The following is a 12093-nucleotide window of genomic DNA, read 5'->3' as shown; positions in this document are numbered from 1 at the left end:
ACTGCAAAAGATCGATGCTCTGCTGAGAAATTATAGCGAAAAGTCGCCAAACAAGGTCAGCAAATATTACCTATATACTAAAAGTTCAGCGACAGCGCTACGAATGCGATCGATCCAATGATGATTCGCCACCAGCCAAAAGGCGCGTAACCATGCCGGCTGACGAAGCCCAGCAACCATCGCACCACCAGCACGGCACTGATGAACGCACAGATCAGACCCACTGCAATCTCGTTCACCGCCCCGACGTCGAGGACGTCACGGTTCTTGTAGATATCATAGGCAAAGGCACCGGCCATCGTCGGCAAGGACAAAAAGAAGCTGAATTCCGCGGCGGCTCGCTTGCTGGCGCCCAGCATCAGCGCGCCGACGATGGTCGCTCCGGACCGGGAGACGCCGGGGATCATGGCGAGGCATTGGATGAAGCCGATGATCAGCGACATGCGGAGCGGGAAGGCGGTGGCGTCGTCGTGCCGCGGTTGGGGCGCAATCCGCTCGACAAACAACAGCACGATACCACCCAGCACCAGCATGACCGCGATCAGGCGCGGCGTCTCGAACAGGACGGTCTTGATGAAGTCATGGGCCAGCACGCCGATCACGACCGCCGGCAGGAACGCAACCAGCACCGAGACGATGAACCGCCGCGCGGCGGGATCCCGGGGCGCATCGCGGAACACTTGCCACAGCTTGCCGAAATAGACGGTCAGCAGCGCCAGCACCGCACCAAGCTGAATGACGACCTCGAATGTCTTGCCGGCGCTTTCGAAGCCAAGAAAATGGCCGGCCAGCAGCAGATGGCCCGTGGATGATACGGGAATGAATTCCGTCAACCCCTCGATCAATCCGAGTAGTGCGGCGATGAGGGTTGTGTGGGCATCCATGGGTTACGACTGCTTCAGGTTCTTGGCGCTGTTCTTGATCGCCGTGTATTGCCCGGAGGGCCGGAACCGCCACAGGTAGTCCGGCAGGACGGACTCCATCGCGGTCGGCGCCACCCCAAGATCGCGCAGCCCGCGGGCACCATCCGATACGACGTTGTCTACCGCAAGGTTGCGCACCTGATCGGTCGTCAGCGGCGGCGTCACGAGACCGAGTGTCAGGGTCTTGAGCAGGCCGAAGCCACCAGCCATGAGTCGCGCGACCGGAAAGGGAATGTTCGCCACGATACGCTTGCGCTGGATGACCGACAGCATCCGCTGCATCAACTCGCGGAAGGTCGCCACGTCGGGGCCGCCGAGTTCGTAGACACCCTGGACCGTCGGGCTGTCGAGCGCCGCGACTGCTGCCGCAGCGACGTCGTCAACGTAAACCGGCTGAAAGCGCGTGCCGGCCCCGACGACGGGCAAAACCGGACCCAGGCGCGACATACCGGCGAAGCGGTTGAAGAATTCATCCTCCGGCCCGAAGATGACCGAAGGGCGCAAGATGACAGCGCCCGGCATGTGTTCGGTCACGGCTGCCTCGCCTTCGGCCTTGGTGCGCGCATAGGCGCTGGCTGCATCGCTGTCCGCCCCGATGGCCGAAATCTGGACCATGCGCGCGACACCTTCGGCGCGCGCGATGCGGGCGATACGCCCCGGCGCCTCGGCCTGCACGGCCTTGAAGGTATTCTTGCACGTTTCCGCCAGCACGCCCACGCAGTTGACCACGGCGTCGACACCCCGGGTGACGCCACGCACGCTGTCGTCGTTGCGGATGTTGCAGAACACGGGTTCGACCTGCCCTACCACACCGTAGGTCCGCACGAAGCCCGCCTCTTCGGGAGAGCGACAGGCCACGCGGATACGCCAGCCGTTCTGTGCCAGACGTCGCACGATGTATCGCCCGACGAAGCCGGAACCGCCGAAGATGGTGACAAGCTTGGACATGAGGGGCCTCCTTCGCTGCTGCACGGGGTTTAGACCGCACCCCCGTGCCAGACAAGCCGAAACGCCACAGACATCGGCGCGACGATTTATCTGAATCGCGTGAAATTCGCGTTGACACGCCCCCTGCCCCCCTCTAAATCGCCCCTCACGACACCGGCCCAGGTGGCGGAATGGTAGACGCGCTAGCTTCAGGTGCTAGTGTTCGCAAGGACGTGGAGGTTCGAGTCCTCTCCTGGGCACCAAAGTCTAATTATCAAAAAGCCCCTGAAAACCTCGGTTTTCGGGGGCTTTTTGATTTTGGCCCGATGCTCTCCTTAGCGGCGTGGCGACGAAAGCAAATTGCTTGGGCTTGAAGTGCGCCCAAGCGCTCACCACCTTTCGCATTCCGCCTAAAATTTACCGTTTGATAAAAAATGAAGCTGTGGCAGGCTGCGTGGGTATCAGACCCGGAGACAGCCCATGACATCCCCCACCGCGCCCGGAATTGCCGCCGGTCGTATTGCGGCCGAACAGATCGCGGCCGGCTTTGCCGACCTTCATGCGCCGCTCGCACCGCATGAAGTCAATGTCGCCGCCGACCGCTGCTATTTCTGCTACGATGCGCCCTGTGTGACCGCCTGCCCGACGTCGATCGACATCCCGCTGTTCATCCGCCAGATCGCCACCGGCACGCCGGAGGCCGCGGCGCGAACGATCTTCGAAAGTAACATCCTGGGCGGCATGTGCGCTCGTGTCTGCCCGACCGAGGACCTGTGCGAAGGGGCCTGCGTGCGCGAGGCCGCCGAGGGCAAGCCGGTCGAGATCGGACGCCTGCAGCGCCACGCCACCGATACGCTGATGGCGCAGCAGGGGCACCCTTTCACCCGCGCACCCGAGACCGGAAAGCGCGTCGCCGTCGTCGGGGCCGGCCCCGCGGGCCTGTCCTGCGCCCACAGGCTGGCGATGCTGGGCCATGCGGTGACGATGTACGATGCGAAAGCGAAGCCCGGCGGACTGAACGAGTATGGCATCGCCGCCTACAAATCGACGAACGGCTTTGCACAGCGCGAGGTCGACTGGCTGATGGGCATCGGTGGCATCACATTGGAAACCGGCAAGGCGCTGGGCGGGGACCTGAGCCTAGACGCGCTGGCCGAGGATTTCGACGCGGTGTTCCTCGGCGTCGGCCTTGGCGGCGTGAACGCGCTGGGCATTGCGGGCGACGACCGCGAAGGCGTGGCCAACGCGGTCGATTTCATCGGCGAGCTTCGGCAAAGCGCCGACCTTGGGTCGCTGCCGGTTGGTCGCAACGTCGTCGTGATCGGCGGCGGCATGACGGCAGTGGATGCCGCCGTGCAGTCGAAGCTTCTGGGTGCCGAAAACGTCACCATCGCCTACCGCCGGGGCCGCGAGGCCATGGGGGCCAGCCGCTACGAGCAGGACCTCGCCGCCAGCCACGGCGTGCGGCTGATGTTCAACGTCCAGCCGCACTTCGTCCACGACGGCGGCATCAACCTTGAATACACTACCGACGACGGTGACGGGCTGAAGGGCACGGGCGAGACCGTCACGCTGCCCGCCGACCAGGTCTTCCGCGCCATCGGCCAGACCCTGACCACCGACGGCGGCCTGACGGTCGAGGGGCGCAAGATCAAGGTCTCCGGTGCCGGCCGCACGACCCGCGACGGCGTCTGGGCCGGCGGCGACTGCGCGCTGGGCGGCGACGATCTGACCGTGACTGCCGTGGCGCAGGGTCGCGATGCGGCCATGGACATCCATGCTGCGCTGACCGGTGCCTGAATTGCCCGAATCCGACGCCGCCCGGCGGCGGATCGCGGACCACTGTCTGCACCGGACGATTGCGGGCTTCGACCTAGGCGAGGTTACCCACGTTCAACTGCCGTCAGAGGCAGAGCGCGAGCGTCTGGTCGGCACGCAATTCAGCCAGACGCGGCGACACGGCAAATATATCTTTGCCGGAACCTCCGACGGTCCTTGGCTGCACATTCACCTCGGGATGTCCGGGTCGCTTCGGGTCTACGACGAGGGCGAGACGCCACCCGACTACGCCCGCCTCATCGTAATCTTCGAAGGGACCCGCCGCCTCGCCTTTCGCGACCCGCGCAAGTTCGGTCGCGTGAAGCTGATCGAGGATGTGGACGCGTTCATCGCCGCGAAGGGTCTGGGCCCCGACGCGATGAAGATGGGTGACAATGCCTTTGCCCAGGCCATCGGCAGCACCAAGACCGCGGTGAAATCTGCCTTGCTCGACCAGTCGAAGATGGCGGGCGTCGGCAACCTGTGGTCGGACGAGGCGCTTTATCGCTGCGGTATCATGCCGGATACGCGTGGCACCGATCTGGACGGCAAGGCCGTCGCCCACCTGCACCGCGCCGTGCAGGACATCATGGGCCACGTCATGGCAAAGAACGCCGATTACAGCCAGCTGCCCGCCGACTGGCTGATCCACCACCGCAAGGACGGGGCCGACTGCCCCCGCTGCGGCGGCACCATTACCAAGAAAAAGGTCGGCGGTCGCACCGCCTACCACTGTCCCGATCACCAGACCCACGCGGGCTGAGCCCCAACCCGGAGAACCCACAATGGCCGACCTGACCACCGACTTTCTTGGCATCCAAAGCCCCAACCCATTCTGGCTCGCCTCCGCCCCGCCGACGGACAAGGAATACAACGTCCGGCGCGCGTTCGAGGCGGGGTGGGGCGGTGTCGTGTGGAAGACGCTTGGCGCCGAAGGTCCGCCCGTCGTCAATGTGAACGGCCCGCGTTACGGCGCGATCTATGGCGCCGACCGGCGATTGCTGGGTTTGAACAACATCGAGTTGATCACCGACCGCCCGCTCGAGGTGAACCTGGAGGAGATGGCCCGCGTCAAGGCGGACTACCCCGACCGCGCGCTGATCGCCTCGATCATGGTGCCCTGCGAGGAGCAGGCATGGAAGGACATCCTGCCGCGCGTGGAGGAGACGAACGCCGACGGGATCGAGCTGAACTTCGGCTGCCCGCACGGCATGGCCGAGCGCGGCATGGGCTCCGCCGTGGGCCAAGTGCCCGAATATATCGAAATGGTCGTGCGCTGGTGCAAGCAGTACTACCAGCGGCCGGTGATCGTGAAGCTGACGCCCAATATCACCGACATCCGCAAGCCAGCGCAGGCGGCGAAGAACGGCGGCGCGGATGCGGTCAGCCTGATCAACACGATCAACTCGATCACCTCCGTCAACCTCGACGCGATGTCGCCCGAGCCGATGATCGACGGCAAGGGCACCCACGGCGGCTATTGCGGGCCGGCCGTGAAGCCCATCGCGATGAACATGGTGGCCGAGATCGCCCGCGACCCGGCGACGCGCGGGATGCCGATCTCCGGCATCGGCGGCATCACCACCTGGCGCGACGCGGCGGAGTTCATGGCGCTCGGCTGCGGCAACGTGCAGGTCTGCACGGCGGCGATGACTTACGGCTTCAAGATCGTAGCCGAGATGAAGTCCGGCCTGTCGCAATGGATGGACGAGAAGGGCTATGCCTCGACCGCCGATTTCGTCGGCCGCGCCGTGCCCAACGTGACGGACTGGCAGTATCTGAACCTGAACTACATCGCCAAAGCAAAGATCGATCAGGACAAATGCATTTCCTGCGGGCGCTGCTATGCGGCTTGCGAGGATACTTCGCACCAAGCGATCGCCATGTCGGCAGACCGGACCTTTACGGTGATCGATGAGGAGTGCGTGGCCTGCAACCTTTGCGTCGACGTCTGCCCGGTGCAGGACTGCATTTCGATGGAGCAGCTGCCGTCGGGTCGGACGGACCCCCGGACCGGCAAGCTCGTCTTGGACGACTACGCAAACTGGACGACGCACCCGAACAATCCGGGCGCCGTCGCAGCCGAATGAGCCATCGCCGGCACCCCCGCCGGGGGTGCCGGGACGTTCTAATGGCTGTCCTTGAACGCAGCCTTCGCGTCCGGCGTCGCCTCGGTCTGGTGGTTGGCCTGCCATTCTGCATAGGGCATGCCATAGAATGCTTCGCGCCCCTCGTCCTTCGACATCGGGATGCCACGGGCATTCGCCGCTTCCTGATACCAACGGGACAGGCAGTTCCGGCAGAAGCCGGCCATATTCATCAGGTCGATGTTCTGCACGTCATGGCGGTCCTGCATCAGATGCTGTTGCAGGCGACGAAACGCAGCGGCTTCAAGCTCGATACGGGTCTGGTCGTCCATCGTCATACTCCTTCAAAGTTCGCTGTCCGCCAGCACCTGCTGCAGGATCGGCGCCAGACGGGTGGCCCAAGTCGCTTGTCCGGCTGCGGTGGCGATCAGATCGTGGCGCACCTCGATCAGCAAGTTCGGGCGGCCGTGCTGGAGGGCATGCCGGTCGATGCTGTCGCCCGGCAGGTGCCCGGTGTAGGGCTGATTGTCCCCCGTCGTCCAGCCCTGCGCGCGACAGGCGGCGATGAAAGGCCGCGCAAGCCGGTCGTCTGTCGCATAGAGTATGCCGATCTCCCACGGGCGTGGCGGGCGACCATTCAGCTGGGGTGTGAAACTGTGGACCGCGCAGATCACCGGATCCGACCGTTTCTCGGCGAGTGACGCGACAGCCCGGTGATAGGGGCGGTGCAAAAGTTGCAGGCGGCGCGTCAGGTCTGCATCGTCGGCACGGGCGTTGGCCGGTATCACGGTCCCGTCGTAAAGCTTCATCAGCAGGGTCGGGTCCTGCTCTCCCCTGTTGGGGTCGATGACGAGGCGGGAAAAGCGCGACGCGGCAACCGGAGAATCGAGCGCCTCTCCCAAGGCCAAGGCCACGCCGAGGGCGCCGACATCATAGGCAATATGGCGCTGCATCTCTGCCGAGGGCAGGCCGAGGTCGCCGCCGTTCACCCAGTCGGGCACGATGTTTGTCGCGTGATCGCAGGTGATCAACCAGCGTCCCGGGCGGCCGGCGCCAGTGATTTCGTAGGCAGTATCGGTCATGGAACCTGTCATTCTTTAAACACGCCATTTACGCTAGTTGTGACAGGATTGGAATTGCGCAATAAGGGCCGTGACGGCGACGTTACCGCTAACACCCGTCAACTTCGCTGCGAAAGGGACAAGAGCCGATGAAACGCAACCGCCACGTGAAGATCGTTGCCACCCTTGGACCGGCGTCGAACAGCTACGACATGATCCGCAAACTGCACGAGGCCGGTGCAGATGTATTTCGCCTGAACATGTCCCACGGCAGTCACGACGAAATCCGCGTGCGCCATGCGATGATCCGCAAGGTAGAGGCGGACATTGGCAGCCCGATCTGCATCCTCGCGGACCTGCAGGGGCCGAAACTGCGTGTCGGCGTCTTCAAAAATGGCGAAGAAAACCTCGCAGTCGGCGCGTCCTTCCGTCTGGACCTGAAGGATGACGAAGGCGACGCCACCCGTGTGAAATTACCGCACAAAGAGATCTTCGATGCCCTGGAGCCGGGTGCGCATCTGTTGGTGAACGACGGTAAGATCAAGCTGCGCGTGAAGGATTGCGGTGCCGATTTCGCGGATTGCGAGGTCATCGTCGGCGGCACGATCTCTAACCGCAAGGGTGTCAACGTCCCGGACGTGATCCTGCCACTTGCCGCCTTGTCCGCCAAGGACCGGAAGGATCTGGACTTCGTCTGCGACCTTGGCGTCGACTGGCTGGCGTTGTCGTTCGTCCAGCGGGCCGCCGACGTGACCGAGGCGCGCGAACTGGCCAAGGGCCGGGCCGCAATCCTGTCCAAGATCGAGAAGCCGAACGCCGTAAAGGTCTTTGACGAAATTTTGGCCGTCAGCGACGGCATCATGGTCGCCCGCGGCGACCTGGGCGTCGAACTGCCCGTGCAGAACGTTCCGCCGATCCAGAAGCAACTGGTGCGCAAGTGCCGCGCCGCCGCCAAACCGGTGATCGTGGCGACGCAGATGCTGGAATCCATGATCGAGTCGCCGATGCCGACCCGGGCAGAGGTGTCCGACGTCGCGACCGCGATCTACGAAGGCGCCGATGCGATCATGCTGTCCGCCGAATCCGCCGCCGGCTCCTTTCCGATAGAGGCCGTCCAGACGATGGACAACGTCGCGCAGGAGGTGGAAGCCGACCCGACCTATACGGAGATCATCGAAAGCAGCCGGCGCGCCGCGCGCACTTCTGTGGCTGATGGCATCGTCGCGGCCGCCCGCGAAATCGCGGAGACCGCCGATATCAAGGCGATCGTCTGCTTTTCCCAACGGGGCACGACGGCGCTTCTGGTTGCGCGTGAACGGCCGCGCGTGCCGATCCTTGCCCTGACCAACGAAATGGGAACGGCGCGGCGGCTGTGTCTGACCTGGGGGACGAACTGCGTGATGACCGGGTCAGTCGACCGGTTCAAGGACGCGGTGATTGCCGCAGTCCGCGCGGCCAAGGCCGAAGGCATGGCCACGGAAGACGACATGATCGTCGTCACTGCCGGCGTGCCCTTCAATACCCCGGGTTCGACGAACATCCTGCGCGTCGCCCCCTGTGCAGAACGGTTGATTTACGCCTCCGATTCCGAGTAACCTTGCGACATAGCAAGTTATGAGGCTTCGTTTTGGACACCGACCTGGTCTTCGTCGTCGGTGTCATCATTTGCGTGATGGCCATTCCCGCGACCCTGAGTGCGTTCATGGACGGGCGCGCGCCACGTGCGCCTGCACTAATCATCCTGATCGGTGCCGTGATGATCGGCTATGTCGTGAATGAACGTCCGATGACCTACACGCTGGCAAATACTCCGGATGCCTTTATGCGGGTCATCGCGTCCTTTACCCACTGACGGCTTGCCATTCCCGCGACCTCCGCCTATACGGCGCCTTCAACCCGCGCGTCCGGCCAAGTTGGCATGCCGAGTCGCGCGTTCACCGCTACCCCAGAGGAGACGGAAATGCCGAAGATGAAGACGAAATCGAGCTGCAAAAAGCGGTTCAGCATGACGGCCTCCGGCCGGATCAAGGCGGGTCAGGCCGGCAAGCGCCACGGCATGATCAAGCGCACCACCAAGTTCATTCGTGACGCACGCGGCACGACCATCCTGTCGAAGGCTGATGAGAAGATCATCAAGCCGATGATGCCCTACGCACGATAAGGAGAATTTGATATGCGCGTTAAAGGTGGAACCGTCACGCACCGTCGTCACAAGAAAGTTCTCGACGCTGCCAAGGGTTATTTCGACCGTCGCTCCAAGACCTTCAAGGTCGCCAAGCAGGCCGTCGACAAGGCGAACCAATATGCAACCCGCGACCGGCACGTCCGCAAGCGGAACTTCCGCAGCCTGTGGATCCAGCGGATCAACGCAGGTGTCCGGTCCGTGGACGAGGCGATGACCTATTCCCGCTTCATCAACGGCCTGTCGCTGGCCGGGATCGAAGTGGACCGCAAGGTCTTGGCCGATCTGGCCGTGCACGAGCCCGATGCTTTCGCTGCGATCGTGAACAAGGCCAAGGACGCCCTGGCCGCCTGAACCGATCCGAAGTGTTTCCGCGAAGGCCGCCCCGTCGGGGCGGCCTTTGTCGTTCCGCCGCCACGCCCTTGCGGCGCAAGGGTGGAACGCCTATTCACACCACAACTTTTGATGCGGGCGCGGAGCGGTTCTCATGGATGACCTCAAGCAGAAATACCTTGGCCTGATCGCGGATGCCTCGAACGAGGCCCGTATCGAGGATCTGCGCGTGCAGGCGCTTGGCAAGAAGGGCGAAATTTCCTTGCAAATGCGCGAGTTGGGCAAGATGAGCCCCGAGCAGCGCCAGACCGCGGGTCCCGCCCTGAATGCGCTGAAGGACGAGATCAACTCGGCATTGATCGCCAAGAAGACTGCGCTGGGCGATGCCGCCCTGGATGCGCGTCTGCGCAGTGAGTGGCTGGACGTCACCCTGCCAATACGCCACCGCCCGCAAGGAACGCTGCACCCGATTTCGCAGGTCACGGAGGAAGTGACCGCAATTTTCGCGGACATGGGTTTCGCCGTGGCCGAAGGCCCGCAAGTCGAAAGCGACTGGTATAATTTTGACGCGTTGAACATCCCCGGCCACCACCCGGCCCGGGCCGAGATGGATACCTTCTACATGAAGCGGGCAGCCGGCGACGATCGCGCACCCGCCGTACTCCGCACTCATACCAGCCCCGTGCAGATCCGCTCGCTGGAGGCGCAGGGCGCGCCGATGCGGATCATCTGCCCCGGCCGCGTCTACCGTGCCGATTACGACCAGACCCACACGCCGATGTTCAATCAGGTCGAGGGGTTGGCCATCGACAGGGACGTCAGCATGGCGAACCTGAAATGGGTGCTGGAAGAGTTCTTCTCTGCCTACTTCGATGCCGACGTGAAGACGCGGTTCCGGGCCTCTCATTTCCCGTTCACCGAGCCATCGGCAGAGGTCGACATCCAATGTACATGGGTCGACGGGCAGCTGAAGGTCGGGGAGGGTGATGGCTGGCTGGAAGTGCTTGGCAGCGGCATGGTGCACCCCAAGGTGCTGGAGGCGGCGAAGGTCGATCCAACGCAATGGCAGGGCTTTGCCTTTGGCATGGGCATCGACCGGATCGCTATGCTGAAGTACGGCATCCCCGACCTGCGGGCGTTCTTCGACAGCGACCTGCGCTGGCTCCGGCATTACGGGTTTTCTGCACTGGACGTGCCGACACTACGAGGCGGGTTGTCGCGGTGATGGCTATTCTGTTCCATCAGGACAACCGGTCGTCACGGCGACAAAAACGCATTTTCGCGCTCTACGAGATCGCCCGGACCAGCGTGGATTTCGGCGCGGCAAGCTGCTTTGTCGTCGGGTCCATCTTTTTCTTCTGGTCCACCACCGAAACCGTAGCCCTATGGTTGTTCCTGGTCGGATCGATTCTGTTTGCCGTCAAACCCACACTGAAGTTGTCGCGTGAAATCCATCTTGCCCGGATCGGCGATGCCGCTGATCTGGCCCACCGATACGAGGGCTAATCGATGACGAACAGCGACGATGATTACGACGCGATCGTGGACCTGAACGACCTTTATCCCGGGGCCGGCACCTTTCGCTTTGGCAACACGAAGGCCGAGTGCCAGCAGCAGATCGATCTTGTCCGCAAGGGTCAGAAGTCAGCGAATTGCGCGCCGTGGCGAGATCTGAAGGACGATCCGGACGCCATGCCCGTCGTCGGCCGCTGCGATATCGCCGCGAACTGGGGCGGGTCGCCTGCATTGGTCGTGCACACGACCCAAGTCGTGCAGGTCAGGTTCTGCGACGTGACCGAGGAGATGGCCGAGGCGGAAAGCAGCACCTATACGCTGCAGGGCTGGCGCACGTCGAAAGAGGCCTATTTCAAGCGCAATGGCGGCTGGTCCGACGACATGCCCCTGATTTTCGAATTCTCCGAATTGGTCGAGGATCTGGACGGACGCAGCCTTTAGTCGGCTGCTACTGACGAACCAGGTTCAGGTCGAACCCTCCTGCGCTGACAGTGATCTGCGCAAGGGCGCCAGAGCGATAGACTGCTGTCATCGAGAGGGATTTGAAGTTGAAGGGTGACAGATGCCCCTTCCCTGCCGTGACGCGGTAGGACATGTCACAGGTCACCATCTCTGCGCTCTTATTCATGGCCGTGGTGGCCATCTGCACGACACGACGGCCATCGTACATGGTCAGGGGGTTCGGGCAGGTCGTACCGTTCGCAAGAACGCCGAAGATTTCTGCAGTCGTCAATGTTCCGTCAGGCACACTGGCCACGTCAGACAGGTTCGTCATTTCGTCGGCCGGCGTTACCGTTACCGCGGTCACTTTCGTGCCTTCGCGGGTCAGGGCGATGTCGCGGGTCTTGCTGCCGCGATTGCTCCCCAGGTATTCGACGGTTTCGCCCTTGCTCCGGGTTACAGCTTCGAACGTGCCATCTGCGACACCGAGCGGCGTGTTGTCGAGCCGTGAAACCAGGTGAACGTCCGATCCACTGCCATTGAAAGCGAGGGTCCCAAGCTGGCGATTACCAAGCATCATGGCAAAATTCTGTTGCTCCGCGACTGCGGAGCCGGCGAGCAACGTGAGAGCAGCAATCAAGGGCAGGCGAAGCATCGGTGTCATCCATGAGACGGAAAGGTTGCGGCACCTTATGTCAGGCACGATGCGTATGCGATATCACTTCGGCGGCAGCAGCGGCGTTCCCCTGAAGCGCGACTTATCGTCGGTAGCGCACCGCCCGGGTCAGCGGGCGGTGCGCGGTCGA

General features: G+C 63.1%; 15 protein-coding genes and 1 tRNA gene. 11 read left to right on the top strand and 5 right to left on the bottom strand.

The window, feature by feature from the left end:
• Window positions 1-77 precede the first annotated feature (77 nt).
• Window positions 78-884, bottom strand: a complete 807-nt coding sequence (locus tag BUA54_RS09125) for an undecaprenyl-diphosphate phosphatase (protein WP_072856932.1) — start codon at window positions 882-884, stop codon at window positions 78-80.
• A 3-nt stretch (window positions 885-887) separates the two neighbouring features.
• Window positions 888-1871, bottom strand: a complete 984-nt coding sequence (locus tag BUA54_RS09120; protein WP_072856931.1) for a complex I NDUFA9 subunit family protein — start codon at window positions 1869-1871, stop codon at window positions 888-890.
• A 156-nt stretch (window positions 1872-2027) separates the two neighbouring features.
• Between BUA54_RS09120 and BUA54_RS09115 the strand changes: the two genes are divergently transcribed.
• From BUA54_RS09115 to preA, 4 genes are all read left to right on the top strand, one after another.
• Window positions 2028-2113 (top strand) — tRNA-Leu (locus BUA54_RS09115).
• A 217-nt stretch (window positions 2114-2330) separates the two neighbouring features.
• A complete protein-coding gene (locus BUA54_RS09110; protein WP_072856930.1) occupies window positions 2331-3650 on the top strand; it encodes an NAD(P)-dependent oxidoreductase in 1320 nt (439 codons plus the stop codon).
• Window position 3651: 1 nt separating this feature from the next.
• Window positions 3652-4431 (top strand): Fpg/Nei family DNA glycosylase, encoded by a 780-nt coding sequence (locus BUA54_RS09105; RefSeq protein WP_218588274.1) that lies wholly within the window; start codon window positions 3652-3654, stop codon window positions 4429-4431.
• Between the two features lie 22 nt (window positions 4432-4453).
• Window positions 4454-5758 carry an NAD-dependent dihydropyrimidine dehydrogenase subunit PreA gene (preA, locus tag BUA54_RS09100; RefSeq protein WP_072856928.1) on the top strand — a complete coding sequence of 435 codons (1305 nt, stop codon included), beginning with the start codon at window positions 4454-4456 and terminating at the stop codon, window positions 5756-5758.
• A 38-nt stretch (window positions 5759-5796) separates the two neighbouring features.
• On the opposite strand, the gene BUA54_RS09095 is transcribed toward preA, so the two are convergent.
• Complete coding sequence (locus BUA54_RS09095; protein WP_072856927.1) at window positions 5797-6087, bottom strand: DUF1244 domain-containing protein; 291 nt, start codon at window positions 6085-6087, stop codon at window positions 5797-5799.
• A gap of 12 nt (window positions 6088-6099) precedes the next feature.
• Window positions 6100-6837, bottom strand: a complete 738-nt coding sequence (locus tag BUA54_RS09090) for an N-formylglutamate amidohydrolase (RefSeq protein ID WP_072856926.1) — start codon at window positions 6835-6837, stop codon at window positions 6100-6102.
• 128 nt (window positions 6838-6965) lie between these two features.
• Between BUA54_RS09090 and pyk the strand changes: the two genes are divergently transcribed.
• The 7 genes from pyk (at window position 6966) to BUA54_RS09055 (ending at window position 11287) form a co-directional block, all read left to right on the top strand.
• Window positions 6966-8411, top strand: coding sequence for a pyruvate kinase (gene pyk, locus BUA54_RS09085; protein WP_072856925.1), 1446 nt, complete (start codon window positions 6966-6968; stop codon window positions 8409-8411).
• 32 nt (window positions 8412-8443) lie between these two features.
• A complete protein-coding gene (locus BUA54_RS09080) occupies window positions 8444-8668 on the top strand; it encodes a hypothetical protein (RefSeq protein WP_072856924.1) in 225 nt (74 codons plus the stop codon).
• Window positions 8669-8776: 108 nt separating this feature from the next.
• Window positions 8777-8977 (top strand): 50S ribosomal protein L35, encoded by a 201-nt coding sequence (gene rpmI / locus BUA54_RS09075; RefSeq protein WP_072856923.1) that lies wholly within the window; start codon window positions 8777-8779, stop codon window positions 8975-8977.
• 12 nt (window positions 8978-8989) lie between these two features.
• Entirely contained in the window at window positions 8990-9352 is a 363-nt protein-coding gene (gene rplT, locus BUA54_RS09070) for a 50S ribosomal protein L20 (RefSeq protein ID WP_072856922.1), read from the top strand.
• A gap of 133 nt (window positions 9353-9485) precedes the next feature.
• The gene (gene pheS / locus BUA54_RS09065; RefSeq protein WP_072856921.1) at window positions 9486-10556 is read left to right on the top strand and encodes a phenylalanine--tRNA ligase subunit alpha; all 1071 of its coding nucleotides are present in this window, start codon (window positions 9486-9488) and stop codon (window positions 10554-10556) included.
• The gene (locus BUA54_RS09060) at window positions 10556-10837 is read left to right on the top strand and encodes a YrhK family protein (RefSeq protein WP_072856920.1); all 282 of its coding nucleotides are present in this window, start codon (window positions 10556-10558) and stop codon (window positions 10835-10837) included. The genes pheS and BUA54_RS09060 overlap by 1 nt, the downstream gene beginning before the upstream one ends.
• Window positions 10838-10840: 3 nt before the next feature.
• Window positions 10841-11287, top strand: a complete 447-nt coding sequence (locus tag BUA54_RS09055) for an ASCH domain-containing protein (RefSeq protein ID WP_072856919.1) — start codon at window positions 10841-10843, stop codon at window positions 11285-11287.
• A 7-nt stretch (window positions 11288-11294) separates the two neighbouring features.
• On the opposite strand, the gene BUA54_RS09050 is transcribed toward BUA54_RS09055, so the two are convergent.
• The gene (locus BUA54_RS09050) at window positions 11295-11942 is read right to left on the bottom strand and encodes a hypothetical protein (RefSeq protein ID WP_143155383.1); all 648 of its coding nucleotides are present in this window, start codon (window positions 11940-11942) and stop codon (window positions 11295-11297) included.
• Window positions 11943-12093: the final 151 nt, after the last annotated feature.

The sequence above is a fragment of the Loktanella atrilutea genome, from assembly GCF_900128995.1.
Classification (GTDB): Bacteria; Pseudomonadota; Alphaproteobacteria; order Rhodobacterales; family Rhodobacteraceae; genus Loktanella; species Loktanella atrilutea.
The sequence above is the reverse complement of the archived record's forward strand: the minus strand, read 5'-3'. Positions and strand labels throughout refer to the sequence as shown.

What these genes read in the sequence shown, in the direction of transcription:
- pyk (WP_072856925.1), top strand. Translation starts at nt 6,966, where the DNA reads ATGAAACGCAACCGCCACGTGAAGATCGTTGCCACCCTTGGACCGGCG.
- BUA54_RS09120 (WP_072856931.1), bottom strand. Translation starts at nt 1,871, where the DNA reads ATGTCCAAGCTTGTCACCATCTTCGGCGGTTCCGGCTTCGTCGGGCGA.
- BUA54_RS09090 (WP_072856926.1), bottom strand. Translation starts at nt 6,837, where the DNA reads ATGACCGATACTGCCTACGAAATCACTGGCGCCGGCCGCCCGGGACGC.
- preA (WP_072856928.1), top strand. Translation starts at nt 4,454, where the DNA reads ATGGCCGACCTGACCACCGACTTTCTTGGCATCCAAAGCCCCAACCCA.
- BUA54_RS09110 (WP_072856930.1), top strand. Translation starts at nt 2,331, where the DNA reads ATGACATCCCCCACCGCGCCCGGAATTGCCGCCGGTCGTATTGCGGCC.
- BUA54_RS09050 (WP_143155383.1), bottom strand. Translation starts at nt 11,942, where the DNA reads ATGCTTCGCCTGCCCTTGATTGCTGCTCTCACGTTGCTCGCCGGCTCC.
- rplT (WP_072856922.1), top strand. Translation starts at nt 8,990, where the DNA reads ATGCGCGTTAAAGGTGGAACCGTCACGCACCGTCGTCACAAGAAAGTT.
- BUA54_RS09055 (WP_072856919.1), top strand. Translation starts at nt 10,841, where the DNA reads ATGACGAACAGCGACGATGATTACGACGCGATCGTGGACCTGAACGAC.
- BUA54_RS09125 (WP_072856932.1), bottom strand. Translation starts at nt 884, where the DNA reads ATGGATGCCCACACAACCCTCATCGCCGCACTACTCGGATTGATCGAG.
- rpmI (WP_072856923.1), top strand. Translation starts at nt 8,777, where the DNA reads ATGCCGAAGATGAAGACGAAATCGAGCTGCAAAAAGCGGTTCAGCATG.
- BUA54_RS09095 (WP_072856927.1), bottom strand. Translation starts at nt 6,087, where the DNA reads ATGGACGACCAGACCCGTATCGAGCTTGAAGCCGCTGCGTTTCGTCGC.
- pheS (WP_072856921.1), top strand. Translation starts at nt 9,486, where the DNA reads ATGGATGACCTCAAGCAGAAATACCTTGGCCTGATCGCGGATGCCTCG.
- BUA54_RS09060 (WP_072856920.1), top strand. Translation starts at nt 10,556, where the DNA reads ATGGCTATTCTGTTCCATCAGGACAACCGGTCGTCACGGCGACAAAAA.